At 70.8% G+C, this 16,328-nt stretch carries 10 protein-coding genes; 5 read left to right on the top strand and 5 right to left on the bottom strand.

The genetic code is table 11. The features are described from left to right. Positions 1–264: 264 nt before the first annotated feature. Positions 265–1,152 carry a cellulose-binding protein gene (locus ACQEV2_RS17515; protein ID WP_433041727.1) on the top strand — a complete coding sequence of 296 codons (888 nt, stop codon included), beginning with the start codon at positions 265–267 and terminating at the stop codon, positions 1,150–1,152. Positions 1,153–1,386: 234 nt separating this feature from the next. On the opposite strand, the gene ACQEV2_RS17510 is transcribed toward ACQEV2_RS17515, so the two are convergent. From ACQEV2_RS17510 to ACQEV2_RS17500, 3 genes are all read right to left on the bottom strand, one after another. Next, positions 1,387–2,997 carry a cation acetate symporter gene (locus ACQEV2_RS17510; protein ID WP_433041724.1) on the bottom strand — a complete coding sequence of 537 codons (1,611 nt, stop codon included), beginning with the start codon at positions 2,995–2,997 and terminating at the stop codon, positions 1,387–1,389. After that, positions 2,994–3,524, bottom strand: coding sequence for a DUF485 domain-containing protein (locus ACQEV2_RS17505; protein ID WP_433041721.1), 531 nt, complete (start codon positions 3,522–3,524; stop codon positions 2,994–2,996). The genes ACQEV2_RS17510 and ACQEV2_RS17505 overlap by 4 nt, the downstream gene beginning before the upstream one ends. Before the next feature lie 317 nt (positions 3,525–3,841). Next, positions 3,842–4,336, bottom strand: coding sequence for a GNAT family N-acetyltransferase (locus ACQEV2_RS17500; protein WP_433041718.1), 495 nt, complete (start codon positions 4,334–4,336; stop codon positions 3,842–3,844). 103 nt (positions 4,337–4,439) lie between these two features. On the opposite strand from ACQEV2_RS17500, the gene ACQEV2_RS17495 reads away from it, so the two are divergent. Beyond that, positions 4,440–5,651 carry an alpha/beta hydrolase family protein gene (locus ACQEV2_RS17495; RefSeq protein ID WP_433041715.1) on the top strand — a complete coding sequence of 404 codons (1,212 nt, stop codon included), beginning with the start codon at positions 4,440–4,442 and terminating at the stop codon, positions 5,649–5,651. Here ACQEV2_RS17495 and ACQEV2_RS17490 read toward each other — a convergent pair. Further along, the gene (locus tag ACQEV2_RS17490) at positions 5,632–7,197 is read right to left on the bottom strand and encodes an MFS transporter (RefSeq protein WP_433041712.1); all 1,566 of its coding nucleotides are present in this window, start codon (positions 7,195–7,197) and stop codon (positions 5,632–5,634) included. The genes ACQEV2_RS17495 and ACQEV2_RS17490 overlap by 20 nt on opposite strands. A 414-nt stretch (positions 7,198–7,611) precedes the next feature. On the opposite strand from ACQEV2_RS17490, the gene ACQEV2_RS17485 reads away from it, so the two are divergent. Both ACQEV2_RS17485 and ACQEV2_RS17480 read left to right on the top strand, forming a co-directional pair. Beyond that, complete coding sequence (locus tag ACQEV2_RS17485) at positions 7,612–8,400, top strand: ABC transporter ATP-binding protein (RefSeq protein ID WP_433041709.1); 789 nt, start codon at positions 7,612–7,614, stop codon at positions 8,398–8,400. Continuing rightward, positions 8,397–10,976, top strand: a complete 2,580-nt coding sequence (locus tag ACQEV2_RS17480) for an ABC transporter permease (protein ID WP_433041706.1) — start codon at positions 8,397–8,399, stop codon at positions 10,974–10,976. The genes ACQEV2_RS17485 and ACQEV2_RS17480 overlap by 4 nt, the downstream gene beginning before the upstream one ends. Positions 10,977–11,084: 108 nt before the next feature. Here the strand turns inward: ACQEV2_RS17480 and ACQEV2_RS17475 are convergent, their stop codons facing one another. Beyond that, positions 11,085–12,551 (bottom strand): DUF2079 domain-containing protein, encoded by a 1,467-nt coding sequence (locus ACQEV2_RS17475; protein ID WP_433041703.1) that lies wholly within the window; start codon positions 12,549–12,551, stop codon positions 11,085–11,087. 235 nt (positions 12,552–12,786) lie between these two features. Here ACQEV2_RS17475 and mfd point away from each other — a divergent pair, with 235 nt between their 5' ends. Next, positions 12,787–16,317 (top strand): transcription-repair coupling factor, encoded by a 3,531-nt coding sequence (mfd, locus tag ACQEV2_RS17470; protein ID WP_433041700.1) that lies wholly within the window; start codon positions 12,787–12,789, stop codon positions 16,315–16,317. Positions 16,318–16,328 lie beyond the last annotated feature (11 nt).

Genomic DNA, 16,328 nt, shown 5'->3' with positions numbered 1-16,328 from the left:
CCCTCGTAGACGTCGCCGAGCTCCCTCGGAGACGTCACCCGGCTGCCGCCGGCGGCGGCGTGCGGGTGTGAAAGGGCCGGCTCTCGGTTGTGCGACCGGAGCCGGCCCTTTCGTATGCGCCCGTACGTGCTTTTCGTGAGGGTCTTCGTGCCTCCGCCCGTGTCCCGTGCGCGGAGTGTCGCGTTATGAACGCTTCCGCCCGATACATCAAGATGTGCGCTAAATCATCATTTCGCATCCGTTCGGAGCGGAGAGGGGTTCAGGATGAGCAGCGCACCGGTCTCGCTCTACGACTTCGCGGTCGTACGGGGGCGCGGCTACCGTCCCGACCAGGTCGACGCCTACGTCGCCGCCCTCTTCCACGACCGTGACGCCGCCTGGGAGCGCGCTGCCCGTCTCACCGTGCTGGCCAGGGAGATGGAGGAGGAGGCGGAGGAGCTGCGGGAGACGGTGGCGCAGCTGGCCCCGCAGACGTACGAGTCGCTCGGGGAGGGCGCCCGGCGGATCTTCGAGCTGGTGGAGGAGGAGGCCGCGGCGGTCCGGGAGCGGGCGCGGCAGGAGGCGCAGCGGCTGGTGGAGGAGGCGCAGTCGTACGCGGACGAGGTGCGGGACGCGGCACAGGCGTACGCCGATGCCGTGGGCGCCGAGGCCGACGAGTGCGCCCGTCAGCGGCTGCTCGCGGCACGCAACGAGGCGGGCGAGATCCGTATCACCGCCAAGCGTGCCTTGAAGGACGGGCGCGGGGAGGTGCTCGGCCCGTTGCGCGAGGTACGGCGGCGCACCACCGGGTTGCTCGCCGAGCAGGACAAGGAGCAGGCCGAGCGGTGGGCCGCGGCCGAACGGGAGGCCGAGGAGCGGCTCGCCGCGCTGGAGGCGTCGGAGGCGGAGCGTGTGGCGCAGGCCGAGGCCTCGGTGGTGGAGGCGCAGCAGGTGCTCACGGAGGCGGAGGCCTCGGCGGAGCGGTTGCAGGAGGAGGCGCGGGCGCATGCGGAGGAGGTGGTCGCTCAGGCGCAGCGGCAGGCGGAGGAGATCGCCCGGGAGACGGAGCGGATCCTGCACGAGCACGGGAAGATGTGGGACGAGGTCCGCAAGCACATGGATCAGATGCGCCACAGCCTGGCGACGCTGACGCGGCAGGCGGCGCTGGAGTGAGCGACGCCGGTTGCGGGCCGCTGCGTCCGGACCAGTGACCCGGTGAACGGCTCCTCACCCCGGGGGCTCTCCCGGCCGCCGACACCGCCGCCACGGTGCTCCGCCGCTCCTGGCCATGCTGCTCCGCGACCCCGCTGCTCCCTCCCCCCGGCCCCGCCGCCCCGCGGCCACGCTGCTCCGCCGCTAAGCCGCCCCGCCGACCCCCTCCGCCCCGCTGCTCAACCGCCCCGCCGCTCAGCCCCCCTTACGCACCGCCCCCGCCAGAATCCACCCCTCCACAGCCTCGTACTGCCGCCGCTGTTCCTCGACCTTCCCCCGCCCCGACACGACCGTCCCCAGCCATCCGAAGAGGAACCCGGCCGGAATCGACACCAGCCCCGGTGTCGTGAACGGGAACCAGTTGAAGTCGGCGTCGGGGAAGGCCGAGATCGGCGAGCCGGAGACCAGGTTGGTCCCGGGCATCAGCACCAGCACGACCACCGAGCCGCCGATCAGTGTCCACAGCAGACCGGCCCGGGTGTACCGGCGCCAGAAGAGGCTGTAGACGAGGGCCGGGGCGATGGCGGAGGCGCCCAGGGTGAAGGACAGGCTCACCAGCGGTTGCAGGCTGCGGTGCTGGACCAGCGTCGCCAGAATGATCGCCGGCACACCCACCGCCAGCGCCGACAGCCGTGCCAGCGCCATCTCGCGGCGACCGGACAGTTCCCGTACCCGCGTGGCGAACACGTCATGGGCGAGGGAGTTCGCACAGGCGAGGATCATGCCCGCCACCGAGGCGAGCACGGTCAGGAAGATGGCCGTGGTGACCGCCGTGAAGAGGAAGGTCTCGGCGGCCGAGACCTCGGCGCCGAAAGCGGCCCTGGAGCCGATCAGATAGGCGGTGTTGCCCTGCGGGTCCGCCTCGGCGATCGCCTCCCGCCCGATCAGTGCGGTGGCGCCGAAGCCGACCACCGTGATCACCAGCACGAACACCGCCACGCTGGACACCGCCCACGACATCGAGCGGCGCACCTGACGCGCGCCGCTCGCCGTGTACATGCGCATGGTGATGTGCGGCAGCACCGCCCCGCCCAGCACGACCGCGAACTGACAGCTGATCATGTCGAGGCGGGGATACGGACCGCCCACGAACTCCAGCCCCGACTCCAGAAACGCCGAGCCGACCCCGCTGCGCTCGGCCGCCGCGTCGAACAGCGCGGTCGGATCCCAGTCGAACCGCCGCAGCACCAGTACGGCGACCACGGTGCCCGACCCGAGCAGCATGACGATCTTCAGGATCTGGATGAGTGCCGTGCCCTTCATCCCGCCGATCGCCGCGTAACTGATCATCAGCACGCCCAGCCCGATGATGCACCCGGTCTTCAGGGAGTCCCCGGAGAACCCCAGGATGAAGGCGAGCAACTGCCCGGTCCCCGCCAACTGCACCAGCATCAGCGGCACCAGCGCGGCCAGCGTCACCACGCACGCCGCGATCCGCACCCCTCGCCCCGGCATACGGCGCGCCAGCGCGTCGCCCATCGTGAACCGGCCCGCGTTGCGCAGGGGTTCGGCCAGCAGGAACATCAGCAGCATCAGCGACAGGGCGGTGCTCAGGGCCAGCACGATGCCGTCGTAGCCGCACAGTGCGATCACCCCGGTCGTGCCCAGGACGGTCGCCGCGCTGATGTAGTCGCCGGCGATCGCCAGGCCGTTGCGCATGGGGGACAGGGAGCTGTAGCCCGTGTAGAACTCGTCGAGGTCGTCCCCGTCCGGGCCCGTCATCACGCACAGCAGCAGCGTGACGGTGGCCACGGCACAGAACGCGACCAGCGACATCGCCTGCGCGTTCCCGCTGAGGTCCGTCATCGCCCCGTCCCCCGCTTCCCCGCCTCACGCTTGGCGTCCACCTCGGCCTCCTTGCGGATGCGGTCCGCGAGCGGGTCGACGTAACGGCGCGCGGTGTGCTCGTACAGCGCTATCGCCAGCCAGGTGACGGGCAGTTGCAGCAGCGCGAGCAGCAGGCCGGTGGGCAGTCCGTCGGTGACCGTGCTCGTCATGAAGCCGGGCGCGAAGGCGGACAGGATCAGAAAGAGGGTGAAGTACCCGAGCGCGGTGAGCGTCGCCACACGCCGCTGCCAGCGGTAGGCGGTGCGCAGGATTCGCAGGTCGCTGTGGTGTCCGAGGGGCGGGCGGTCCGGGGTGCGGTGGCGTGGGGGTGAGGGGGGTTCCGGCGGGACGGGGGGTTGCCAGGGGTAGGTGGCGTACGACGGTGATGTGTCACCCCGGCCGTACGGGTGCTGCGGTGACGTGTCACCCCGGCCGTATTGATACGACGGTGACGTGTCACCCCGGCCGTATTGATACGGCGGTGATGGGTCGTAGGACGGGGTCATCCCGGTGCTCCTTGCGCGGCTCGGGTCCGGTGCGGCGGACCGCAGGGAGGTGGGGGTGGTGGGCGGAACGGGGTCACGCACGTTACTTCGCGGTGTCGGGAGCGCGTGTGGTTTTCACCAAACTGAGCGGTCGGTATGCGCTTGCTATGCCGAACCGTGTCTGACCTGGGGTGTTACCCCCGTTAACTCAGACCTTTGAAGCCGCTGCGGGCTCGCGGGGTGAGCACCGCACGGCGGCGGACGGGCCGGATGCGATGCTGTGCGCCATACACGCGATACACGCCATTCAGTCGACCGGCGAAGTGGGTAGCGCCCTGTCAGTGCCCGACAGGCGAGCGGCGATAGCGGACCCCGGGCCGGCCGTCGAGGGTGATGTCCTCCACGGCGATGAAGGCGTTGCGCTCCAGGACGGCCCGGGACGCCGGGTTGTCCAGGGTGGTGACCGCGATCAGGGACGTCAGTCCGTACGCCGTACCGGCCACCCGGCACACCTCCGCCACCGCGGCCGAGGCGACGCCCTTGCCCGCCGCGAGCTCGCCGACGCGGTAGCCGAGCTCGGCGGAACCGTCCTCGACGTCGACCAGGTTGACACGCCCGACGAGGCGCCCGTCGGCGTCCAATACGACGTGGAAGTGGCAGATCCCGGCGTCCTGTTCGGCCAGCAACGCCGCGTGCCTGGCGGCGAACCCGGCAGGGTCGAAGTAGGCGTCTCCGCGGTCCGGGATCGAACGGGCGAAGTACTCCCGGTTCTCCCGCTCGAAGGCCAGCAGGGCGTCCGCGTGGTCGGCGCGTAGGCGCTCCAGGGTCGGCATGGCGGTCAGGGTATGTCCGTACGTCCGAGGTCGCACGGGAGTTTCCGGGGAGGCGACCGCAGGATGACGCCAGGTCAGCGGCGCGCGGCCTACCGTCCTCGGCATGAACAGACCACGCCTCTTAGCGGTCGCGGCGTCCGCGGCAGTACTCGCGCTCGGACCGGCCCTGACCCTCCCGGCCATCGGCGCGGAGTCCGCCTCCACCGCACCCGTGCCCGTCGCCTCCGACTCGTCCGCTCCTTCTGCCGCCTCCGCTCCTTCCGCGCCCTCCGCCGCCGTATCGGCCCAACTGCCCCGCCCCACCGGGCCGCACGCCGTAGGCCGCACCACGCTGCACCTCGTCGACACCGACCGCCCGGACCCCTGGGTGCCCTCCGCCGGCGCCCGTCAGCTGATGGTGTCCCTGTACTACCCGGCACGGTCCGCCGGCACGGGCGGACCGACCGCTCCCTACATGACCCTTGAAGAGGCCCGGCACCTGCTGGAGTTGAGGGCTCCGGACGTCACCGTCCCGCCGGAGGCGCTCAGCGGCGTCCGTACCTGGGCGCACACCGACGCGCGTCCGGCGCACGGCAGGTTCCCGCTCGTCGTGCTCTCGCCCGGGTTCACATTCCCGCGCGCCACGCTCACCGGTCTCGCCGAGGATCTGGCCAGTCGTGGGTACGTCGTCGCGCTGGTCGACCATCCGTACGAGAACGCCGGTACGACCCTGCCCGACGGGCAGACGCTGCCGTGCGCCATCTGCGACGAGTTCCCTGAGGTCGGCCCGGCCGTCGTCGAGAGCCGCGCCAAGGACGTCTCCTTCGTGGTGGACCGGCTGACCGGCCGTCATCCCGCCTGGCGGTTCGCACGCGTGATTGACGCCAAGCGCATCGGTATGGCCGGTCATTCCATCGGCGGCGCCTCCGCGGCCACGGCGATGGCGGCCGACCCGCGTGTGCGAGCCGGTGTGAACATGGACGGGACCTTCCAGACCCCGATCCCCGCCTCCGGCCTCGACGGTCGCCCCTTCCTGATGTTGGGGCAGCAGGAGAGGACCCTCGACAAGGACTGGAAGCAGGCCTGGGCCGATCTGGACGGCTGGAAGCGCTGGCTGACCGTCGCCGGGGCCGACCACGGCTCCTTCACCGACGTACCGCTCCTCGCGGACCTGGTCGGCATCCCCGACACCGCCCCACTGCCCTACCTGCGTTCGCAGGCCCTCACGCGCGCGTACGTCGCCGCATTCCTCGACCTGCACCTGAAGGGCGTCCCGCAGCCCCTGCTCGACGGACCGTCGCCGGCCAACCCCGAGGTCAGCGTTCGTCTTCCTTGAGGGCGTCTTCTCTGGCGGGGTCTTCCTTGACGACGTCTTCCTTGAGCACCGGGAACCGCCTCGGCGCCAGCAGCAACAGCACCAGAAAGGCCAGCGCCGCCGCGCACGACGCCCCCAGATACACGGCGTGCACCGCGTCGGCGATGGCGCGCCTGGTGGCCTCGGGGGCCGTGCCGCCGGAATCCAGGGCCCGCGTCACCGAGTCCAGGTCGCTCGCCCCGCCGAGCCGTGCGGCCAGTACGCCGTTCGCGACCGCGCCGAAGAGCGCCGCGCCCACCGTCTGGCCGGTCTGGCGGCAGAACAGGACCGACGCCGTCGTCGTCCCCCGCTCCGACCACCCCACCGTCGACTGCACACCCACGATCAGCGGCAGTTGGAACAGCCCCAGCGCAGCCCCCAGCAACAGCATCAGCAGCGTCGGCTGCCAGGCCGCCCCGGGATACGGCAGGAACGGAAACGCCAGCAGGATCAGCGACGCCGACCCGATGCCCAGCATCGCGGTGTTGCGGAACCCGATCCTTCGGTACACGTGCTGACTGAACGCCGCCGACACCGGCCAGCTCAACGTCCACACGGACAGCACGAATCCGGCCGCCACCGGGGCAAGACCGAGCACCGACTGGGCGTACGTCGGCAGGAACACCGTCGGCGCCACCATCAGCAGCCCCAGCGCGCCCAGCGCGAGATTCACCGCCGCGATCGTCCGGCGCCGCCACACCCAGCCCGGGATGATCGGGTCGGCCGCCCGGCGCTCCACGACCACCACGACCGCCGCGAGCGCAAGTCCCGTACCGAACAAGGCGATCGACGGCCCCGACAGCCACGGCCACGCCACCCCGCCCTGCACCAGCGCCGTCAGCAGCACACCCCCGCACGCGAACACCGCCAACGCCCCTGCCCAGTCGACACGCGCGCGCGTGGACGCCGATTCCCCGCCGGTGTCCCGCGCCGGCTCGTGCAGGTACCGCACGATCAGCCACAACGCCACCGCCCCGATCGGGAGGTTGATCAGGAAGATCCACCGCCAGTCCGCGTACGCCGCCAGGACCCCGCCCAACCCCGGGCCGGCCACCGCCGACACCGCCCACACCGTGGACAGCTTGGACTGGATCTTCGGGCGCTCCTTGAGCGGGTACAGGTCGGCGGCCAGCGTCTGGACGGTGCCCTGAAGGGCCCCACCGCCCAGCCCCTGCACGATCCGGAACGCGATCAGCGCCCCCATGTTCCAGGCCACCGCACACAGCAGCGACCCCAGCAGGAACAGCGCCGCGCCCGCGATCAGCACCGGCTTGCGGCCGAAGGTGTCGGAGAGCTTGCCGTACACCGGCAGGGTCACGGTCACGGCCAGCAGATATCCGGAGAACAGCCAGGAGAAGACCGAGAAGCCGCCGAGGTCGCCGACGATCTGCGGTACGGCCGTGGAGACGATGGTGGCGTCGAGAGCCGCCAGCGCCATCGCGAGCATCAGGGCCGCGACCACGGCGCCGCGCTTGCCGCTTCCGGTGCGCTGTGCGGTGTCGCGTATCGCGGGTGTCGTACGGCCCACCAGGTCCCCTTCTCTTTTGCTTTCCCCCTGCATCTATCCGCCGCCGAACAGCTTCCCACTTGACCCTCACGTCGCGGGAGGGTGGAGCCTGGATGCGCCCGAGGGGGGAGACGACCCCTACGCGCGCTCCACCGAAGGGTGGACTGCCCCTAGGGGTACCTCCGTACTAGGTCTCGGGGAGGGTTGGTACCGGCGGAGGACGAGACGCCAGGGGGGTCGTCCTTAACCTGGCTTTACGCCGCTGGGGGGCGGTTCACCGAACCGGCGGGGGTGGGGTTTTCCCCCGTACAAGACGGGGCTCGGCACCAGCGCGCCGGGTCCCTCTCCGGCACCAGACTCAACGACGTACCAGTTCTCGACGTACCCGGCCCACGGCCTCGTACGTCCATCCGCGACCGACATAGGAGATATACCGTGACATCGGCTGTGACCATTCCCAGGCACGGGGGCACTGGAGGGCGTACGGCCGTTGCCGCGCGGGCGCGGCAGGTCGTCAAGGCGTACGGGTCGGGGGAGACCCGTGTCGTCGCCCTCGACCATGTGGATGTGGACATCGCGCGTGGGCAGTTCACCGCGATCATGGGTCCTTCGGGGTCCGGCAAGTCCACCCTCATGCACTGCCTCGCCGGGCTCGACACCGTCACCAGCGGCCAGATCTACCTCGACGAGACCGAGATCACCGGGCTGAAGGACAAGAAGCTCACCCAGCTGCGCCGGGACCGGATCGGCTTCATCTTCCAGGCGTTCAACCTGCTGCCGACGCTCAACGCCATCGAGAACATCACGCTGCCCATGGACATCGCGGGCCGTAAGCCGGACCGGCAGTGGCTCGGGCGCGTGGTCGACACGGTGGGACTTTCCGACCGGCTCAAGCACCGGCCCACCCAGCTCTCCGGCGGTCAGCAGCAGCGCGTGGCCGTAGCCCGCGCCCTGGCCGCGCGGCCGGAGATCATCTTCGGTGACGAGCCCACCGGAAACCTCGACTCGCGCGCGGGTGCCGAGGTGCTCGGCTTTCTGCGCCGGTCCGTCGACGAGCTCGGGCAGACCATCGTGATGGTCACGCACGACCCCGTCGCCGCCTCGTACGCGGACCGCGTGCTGTACCTCGCCGACGGCCGCATCGTCGACGAGATGTACAAGCCGACCGCCGAGGCCGTCCTGGACCGCATGAAGGACTTCGACGCCCGGGGACGTACGTCATGACCGTCCTGAAGACCTCCCTGCGCAACTTCTTCGCGCACAAGGGGCGCATGGCCCTGTCGGCCGTGGCGGTGCTCCTGTCCGTCGCTTTCGTGTGCGGGACGCTCGTGTTCACCGACACGATGAACACCACCTTCGACAAGCTCTTCGCCGTCACGTCCTCGGATGTCACCGTCAGCCCCAAGGACGCCGAGGACGAGGACGACGGCTCCGGGACGGGCCGGCCGGTCTCGCTGCCCGCCGCGGCCGTCGAGCAGGTCGCGGCCGTCGACGGCGTCAAGAAGGCGGAGGGCGCGGTCGCCTCCACGAGCGTGACCGTCGTCAACTCCGAGAACAAGAACATGGGTTCCTCCACCGGCGCGCCCACGTTCGCCGGCAACTGGACGGCCAACGACCTGAAGTCCATGGAGATCACCTCCGGGCACGCCCCGCGCGGGCCCACCGAGGTCATGGTCGACGCGGACACCGCCGACAAGCACGACCTGAAGCTCGGCGACGAACTGCGCACCATCGCCGCCACCGGCGACATCCGCGCGCGGATCGTCGGCATCGCCTCCTGGAAGGTGACCAACCCGGGCGCCACCGCCGTCTACTTCGACACCGAGACCGCCCAGCGCACCCTCCTCGGCGCCACCGGCCGCTTCACGCAGATCTCCGTCACCGCGGCGGACGGCGTCAGCGACGCGCAGCTGAAGCGGAACGTCGCCGAGGCACTGAACGGCACGTCCGGCACGTACAAGATCCAGACGGCCGGGGAGAACGCCGACGAGAACCGCAAGGACGTCGGCGCGTTCATGGACGTCATCAAGTACGCCATGCTCGGCTTCGCCGGGATCGCGTTCCTGGTCGGCATCTTCCTGATCATCAACACCTTCTCGATGCTGGTCGCCCAGCGCACGAGGGAGATCGGCCTGATGCGGGCGATCGGCTCGTCCCGCAGGCAGGTGAACCGCTCCGTGCTGGTGGAGGCCCTGCTGCTGGGCTTCGTGGGCTCGATACTCGGCGTCGGCGCCGGTGTCGGCATCGCGGTCGGCCTGATGAAGCTGATGTCGATGGCCGGCATGAACCTCTCCACCGACGACCTGACGGTGAAGGTGACGACCCCGGTGGCCGGCCTCGTGCTGGGTGTCGTGGTCACGGTCCTCGCCGCCTACCTGCCGGCCCGCCGCGCGGGCAAGGTCTCCCCGATGGCCGCCCTGCGCGACGCCGGTACACCGGCCGACGGCAAGGCGGGCTGGGTGCGCGGCCTCATCGGCCTGGTCCTGACCGGCGCGGGCGCCTACGCCCTCTATGCGGCCGCCACCGCCGACAAGGCGAGCGACGGTGCGCTGATGCTGGGCGGCGGCGTGGTGCTGACCCTGATCGGCTTCGTGGTCGTCGGCCCGCTGCTCGCGGGCGGCGTGGTCCGGGTGATCAGCGCGGTGCTGCTGCGGGCCTTCGGACCCGTGGGCCGCATGGCCGAGCGCAACGCCCTGCGCAACCCGCGCCGTACCGGCGCCACGGGCGCCGCTCTGATGATCGGCCTCGCGCTGGTGGCCTGCCTGTCGGTGGTCGGCTCCTCGATGGTCGCCTCGGCGACGAGCGAGCTGGACAAGTCGGTGGGGGCGGACTACATCGTCCTGGCCCAGCAGCAGCGGATCGTGCCGCAGGCCGAGCAGGCGATGCGGCAGACGCCGGGCCTGGAGCACGTCACCCGCTCCAAGCAGGTCGGCGCCACGCTGACCTCGCCGGACGGCAAGACCGACGACACCGGGCTCACCGCCGCCGACCCGACGTACGCCGAGGACCTTCGCCGTACGACCACGGAGGGCACCCTGTCCGCCGCCTACGGCAAGGACGCCATGTCGGTCGGCTCCGACTACGCGACCAAGCACGGCGTGCACGTCGGCGACACCATCACCGTCGCCTTCAAGGGCGGCGAGACGGCGAAGCTGAAGGTCGCGGCCATCACGGACGACGACACCTCCTTCGACCAGGGCGCGCGCTACATCAGCATCGAGACCCTGCAGAAGTACGTCCCCGCCGACCGGATCCCGCAGAGCGACATGCTGCTCGGCAAGGCGAAGGACGGCCAGGAGGAGGCGGCGTACGCGGCCCTGAAGAAGTCGCTGCACGACTACCCGCAGTACCCGGTCCGCGACCAGACCGACTACAAGCAGGAGCTCAAGGACCAGATGGGCCAGCTCCTGAACATGGTCTACGGCCTGCTGGCCCTGGCGATCATCGTGGCCGTCCTGGGCGTGGTGAACACCCTGGCCCTGTCGGTGGTGGAACGCACCAGGGAGATCGGCCTGATGCGGGCCATCGGCCTGTCCCGCCGCCAGCTGCGCCGCATGATCCGCATGGAGTCCGTGGTGATCGCCCTGTTCGGCGCCCTGCTGGGCCTGGGGCTCGGCATGGGCTGGGGCGCGACGGCCCAGAAGCTCCTGGCGCTGGAGGGCCTGAACGTCCTCGACATTCCGTGGCCGACGATCATCGGGGTCTTCATCGGCTCGGCCTTCGTGGGCCTGTTCGCGGCACTGATCCCGGCGTTCAGGGCGGGCCGGATGAACGTACTGAACGCGATCGCGACCGAATAGCCGCAGCCGCCCAGGAGCCACCGCAGACGGGGGTTGCGGGGGAGGGCCCGGTCCGGAGGGATGACCTTCGGACCGGGCCCGCGTGCGTTCGCCGGCTACTGGTTGTGGCTACTGGTCGTTCTGTCCGGTCTGCCGCTTGAGGAGTACGACTCCGTAGGCGGTGCCGTCGACGGCGTACCGGGCGTCGGGGTGCAGGGCCCTGGCGTAGGCCTCGACGTCGCGGTAGCGCTTGCGGGAGTTGTCGAGGGCGATGAAGTCGGGGTTGATGCCGCGCGTATTGCTGACCCAGAACACCCGGCACCGCGAGGTGAGGCGGCTGATCGGCGCGATGTTCGCCTCGACGGAGGCCCCGTCCGGAACCTCGGCCAGCAGCCGCTCGATGGCGCTCACGCGCGCGGGCTTGCGGTAGATCTCGCTCTCGGTCAGGGCGGACAGCGGCAGCGAGGTGGTCAGCGCGACGGCGGCGGCGGCGACGGCGGCGGGCAGGTGATGGACGTACGACCGCAGCCACGCGCGCGTGCTGTTCCGGGCGCTGTCGAGGGCGTCGACGAGCGCGAGGGTCACGACGGGCATCAGGACGGCGCTGTAGTGCCAGTCGGTGCCCCAGTACTGCGAGTAGCCGGACACGAAACGCCACCCGAGCGTGGGCAGGGCGATGAGCAGGACCGGCGACCGCGGGGCGAGCAGCCCGCTGGTGGGGATGAGCAGCCAGCCGAGCGTACGGAGCTTGGTGTCGAGGCCGTCGAAGGGGCCGTCGCCGTCCGACTCGTTGACCTTGTTCCAGTACTCGTAGGTGCCGGCGGTGTTGAAGCTCGGTATGACCAGCAGGAGGGTGACGGCGACGGCTACCACACCGAACACGGCGACGCCGAGCGCGTACCGGGCCGCCCGCGGGGAGTCACGGCGCGCCCGCAGCGCGACGACCAGGGCGAGGACGGCGAGGGTCATCCCCAGGTCTTCCTTCACGAAAACCAGGGGAAGCGCCCAGAGCAGGGCGGCACGCCAGCGCCGGGCTAGCAGCGCCTCGAGGCTGAAGGCGATGAGCGGTACGGCGAAACAGATCTCGTGGAAGTCGAAGTCGACGGCCTGTTGCAGCCCCCAGGACAGCCCGTACGCGATGCCGAGCGCCGGCCCGCGTCCCCGTCCGAGCAGCCTGGTGGCGGCGCGGGTGACGGGGACGGCGGACAGGGCGAAGAGCGCGGCCTGGGCGACGAGCAGCGTGACCGGCGAGGGGAACACCCGGTACAGGGGTGCGAGGAGGGCGGTCACCGGGCTGAAGTGATCGCCCAGGATGTTGAACCCCGGCCCCTTGAGATCGGCGACCGGCGCCTGCAGATGCGCATAGGCCCGGATGACCTGCTCGAAAATCCCCAGATCCCAGGACCGCTGCCCGAGATGCCGATAACGCCCGACGGACACGACCGCGTACCCGACGAAGAGTGCTGCGGCGAGCAGCCATGGATCACGCCGTGCAGGCTCGGGCTGCTCCGTCCCCGAAGCGCGGGGCGTGGACTGCGCCGGTATGTGGGGCTCGGAGGAGGTTTCCGACGTCGCGGAGGGGACAGGGGTGGGCATGAGGGGACCTTACGCGGTGTACATGCGTGGCCTTCAATGACCGGGCACTCCGGCGCTGGCGCTTTCAGCCCGTCCGGCGTTCGAGGCAAGCCCCGCCGCAGCGCCGGGTCACAGAGAACGGACGTTATCCACAGCCCCCGGCACCCGCCCGCGCAGCGACGTACGCTGGAACCCCCGGCCCGTACCACGCGTCGGGCCCTTCGTGTTGCCCACCCTGGACGGAAAGCGCCCCCGAATGAGCCTGCACGGTCTGCTCGACGCCGTAGTCAAGGACACCGCCCTCGCGGAAGCGACCAAGGCGGCCGCAGACGGCAACCGCATGCACGTCGACCTGGTCGGCCCCCCGGCGGCCCGCCCGTTCACGATCGCCGCCCTCGCCCGCGAGACCGACCGCACGGTCCTGGCGGTGACGGCGACGGGCCGGGAGGCCGAGGACCTGGCGGCAGCCCTGCGCTCCCTCCTCCCCCCGGAGGGCGTCGCGGAGTACCCGTCCTGGGAGACCCTCCCGCACGAGCGCCTCAGCCCCCGCAGCGACACCGTCGGCCGCCGCCTCGCGGTGCTGCGCCGCCTCGCCCACCCCCGCCCCGACGACCCCGAGACGGGCCCGGTCTCGGTGATCGTGGCACCCGTCCGCTCGGTCCTCCAGCCCCAGGTCAAGGGCCTCGGCGACCTCGAACCGGTGGCCCTGCGGACCGGCCAGACCGCCGACCTCAACGCCGTCGTGGAAGCCCTCGCCGCCGCCGCGTACGCGCGCGTGGAGCTCGTGGAGAAGCGCGGCGAGTTCGCCGTACGAGGCGGCATCCTGGACGTCTTCCCGCCCACCGAGGAACACCCCCTGCGCATCGAGTTCTGGGGCGACGACGTCGAGGAGATCCGCTACTTCAAGGTCGCCGACCAGCGCTCCCTCGAAATCGCCGAGCACGGCCTGTGGGCGCCGCCCTGCCGCGAACTCCTCCTCACCGACGACGTACGCGCACGCGCGCGTGCCCTCGCCGAACAGCACCCGGAGCTCGGCGAACTCCTCGGCAAGATCGCCGAGGGCATCGCGGTCGAGGGCATGGAGTCCCTCGCCCCCGTCCTCGTCGACGACATGGAGCTGCTGCTCGACGTCCTGCCCAAGGGCGCCATGGCCGTCGTATGCGACCCGGAGCGGGTACGCACGCGTGCCGCCGATCTCGTGGCGACGAGTCAGGAGTTCCTGCAGGCGTCCTGGGCCGCCACGGCCGGCGGCGGCGAGGCGCCCATCGACGTCGGCGCGGCCTCCCTGTGGTCCATCGCGGACGTCCGCGACCGCGCCCGCGAGCTGGACATGATGTGGTGGTCGGTCTCCCCCTTCGCGGCCGACGAGACGCTCGACGCGGACACCCTCAAGCTCGGCATGCACGCCCCGGAGTCGTACCGCGGTGACACCGCCAAGGCTCTGGCCGACACCAAGGGCTGGCTCGCCGACGGCTGGCGCACGGTCTTCGTGACGGAGGCCCACGGCCCCGCGGCCCGCACGGTGGAGGTGCTCGGCGGCGAGGGCGTGGCGGCCCGCCTGGAGGCGGACCTGGGGGAGATCTCCCCGTCCGTCGTCCATGTCGCCTGCGGCTCGATCGAGTACGGCTTCGTCGACCCGGTGCTCAAGCTCGCCGTGCTGACCGAGACCGACCTGACCGGCCAGAAGGCGGCCGGCCGCGACGGCGCCCGGATGCCGGCCCGCCGCCGCAAGACCATCGACCCGCTCACCCTGGAGACGGGCGACTACATCGTCCACGAGCAGCACGGCGTCGGCCGCTACATCGAGATGGTGCAGCGCACCGTACAGGGCGCCACGCGCGAGTACCTCGTCGTGGAGTACGCCCCCGCCAAGCGCGGCCAGCCCGGCGACCGCCTGTACATCCCCACCGACCAGCTGGAGCAGATCACCAAGTACGTCGGCGGCGAGGCCCCCACCCTGCACCGTCTGGGCGGCGCCGACTGGACGAAGACCAAGGCGCGGGCCAAGAAGGCGGTCAAGGAGATCGCGGCCGACCTGATCAAGCTGTACAGCGCGCGCATGGCGGCCCCGGGCCACGCCTTCGGCGCGGACACCCCCTGGCAGCGCGAGCTGGAGGACGCCTTCCCGTACGCCGAGACCCCCGACCAGCTGACGACCATCGCCGAGGTCAAGGAGGACATGGAGAAGTCGGTCCCGATGGACCGCCTGATCTGCGGCGACGTCGGCTACGGCAAGACCGAGATCGCGGTACGGGCCGCCTTCAAGGCCGTTCAGGACGGCAAGCAGGTGGCCGTACTCGTCCCCACGACCCTGCTGGTGCAGCAGCACTTCGGGACGTTCTCCGAGCGCTACTCGCAGTTCCCGGTGAGCGTGAAGGCGCTGTCCCGCTTCCAGACCGACACCGAGGCGAAGGCCGTCCTGGAAGGCCTGCGCGAGGGCTCGGTGGACATCGTCATCGGCACGCACCGCCTGTTCTCGTCGGAGACCAAGTTCAAGGACCTGGGCCTGGTCATCGTCGACGAGGAGCAGCGCTTCGGCGTCGAGCACAAGGAGCAGCTGAAGAAGCTGCGCGCCAACGTCGACGTGCTCACGATGTCCGCGACCCCGATCCCGAGGACCCTGGAGATGGCGGTCACCGGCATCCGCGAGATGTCGACGATCACGACCCCGCCCGAGGAGCGCCATCCGGTCCTGACCTTCGTCGGGCCGTACGAGGAGAAGCAGATCGGCGCCGCGATCCGCCGCGAACTGCTGCGCGAGGGCCAGGTCTTCTACATCCACAACCGGGTCGAGTCGATCGACCGGGCGGCCGCGCGGCTGCGCGAGATCGTCCCCGAGGCGCGTATCGCGACGGCGCACGGCCAGATGTCGGAGCAGTCGCTGGAGCAGGTCGTCGTCGACTTCTGGGAGAAGAAGTTCGACGTCCTGGTCTCCACGACGATCGTCGAGTCCGGCATCGACATCTCCAACGCCAACACCCTGATCGTGGAGCGCGGCGACAACTTCGGCCTGTCCCAGCTGCACCAGCTGCGCGGCCGGGTCGGGCGAGGGCGCGAGCGCGGATACGCGTACTTCCTGTATCCCCCGGAGAAGCCACTGACGGAAACGGCCCACGAGCGTCTCGCCACCATCGCGCAGCACACCGAGATGGGCGCGGGCATGTACGTGGCGATGAAGGACCTGGAGATCCGCGGCGCGGGCAATCTGCTCGGCGGCGAGCAGTCCGGCCACATCGCGGGCGTCGGCTTCGACCTGTACGTCCGTATGGTCGGCGAGGCGGTCGCGGACTACCGGGCGTCCCTGGAGGGCGGCGTCGAGGAGGAGCCGCCGCTCGAGGTCAAGATCGAACTGCCCGTCGACGCGCACGTCCCGCACGACTACGCGCCCGGCGAGCGGCTGCGCCTCCAGGCCTACCGTTCCATCGCCTCCGCCAACACGGAGGAGGACATCAAGGCCGTACGCGAGGAACTCGTCGACCGCTACGGCAAGTTGCCCGAACCGGTCGAGAACCTCCTCCTCGTGGCGGGCCTGCGGATGCTGGCACGCGCGTGTGGCGTCGGCGAGATCGTCCTGCAGGGCAACAACATCCGCTTCGCGCCGGTGGAGTTGCGCGAGTCCCAGGAGCTCAGGGTCAAGCGGCTGTACCCGGGCACCGTCATCAAGCCGGCCGTCCACCAGGTGCTGGTGCCGCGCCCGAAGACCGCGAAGGTGGGCGGGAAGCCGCTGGTCGGGCGGGAGTTGCTGGGGTGGGTCGGGGAGTTCCTGGCGTCGATTCTGGGGTCGTAGCCGGGCCGTGT

Source organism: Streptomyces sp. CA-251387 (assembly GCF_050936625.1).
Classification (GTDB): Bacteria; Actinomycetota; Actinomycetes; order Streptomycetales; family Streptomycetaceae; genus Streptomyces.
The sequence above is the reverse complement of the archived record's forward strand: the minus strand, read 5'-3'. Positions and strand labels throughout refer to the sequence as shown.

What these genes read in the sequence shown, in the direction of transcription:
- ACQEV2_RS17515 (WP_433041727.1), top strand. Translation starts at nt 265, where the DNA reads ATGAGCAGCGCACCGGTCTCGCTCTACGACTTCGCGGTCGTACGGGGG.
- ACQEV2_RS17510 (WP_433041724.1), bottom strand. Translation starts at nt 2,997, where the DNA reads ATGACGGACCTCAGCGGGAACGCGCAGGCGATGTCGCTGGTCGCGTTC.
- ACQEV2_RS17505 (WP_433041721.1), bottom strand. Translation starts at nt 3,524, where the DNA reads ATGACCCCGTCCTACGACCCATCACCGCCGTATCAATACGGCCGGGGT.
- ACQEV2_RS17500 (WP_433041718.1), bottom strand. Translation starts at nt 4,336, where the DNA reads ATGCCGACCCTGGAGCGCCTACGCGCCGACCACGCGGACGCCCTGCTG.
- ACQEV2_RS17495 (WP_433041715.1), top strand. Translation starts at nt 4,440, where the DNA reads ATGAACAGACCACGCCTCTTAGCGGTCGCGGCGTCCGCGGCAGTACTC.
- ACQEV2_RS17480 (WP_433041706.1), top strand. Translation starts at nt 8,397, where the DNA reads ATGACCGTCCTGAAGACCTCCCTGCGCAACTTCTTCGCGCACAAGGGG.
- ACQEV2_RS17475 (WP_433041703.1), bottom strand. Translation starts at nt 12,551, where the DNA reads ATGCCCACCCCTGTCCCCTCCGCGACGTCGGAAACCTCCTCCGAGCCC.
- mfd (WP_433041700.1), top strand. Translation starts at nt 12,787, where the DNA reads ATGAGCCTGCACGGTCTGCTCGACGCCGTAGTCAAGGACACCGCCCTC.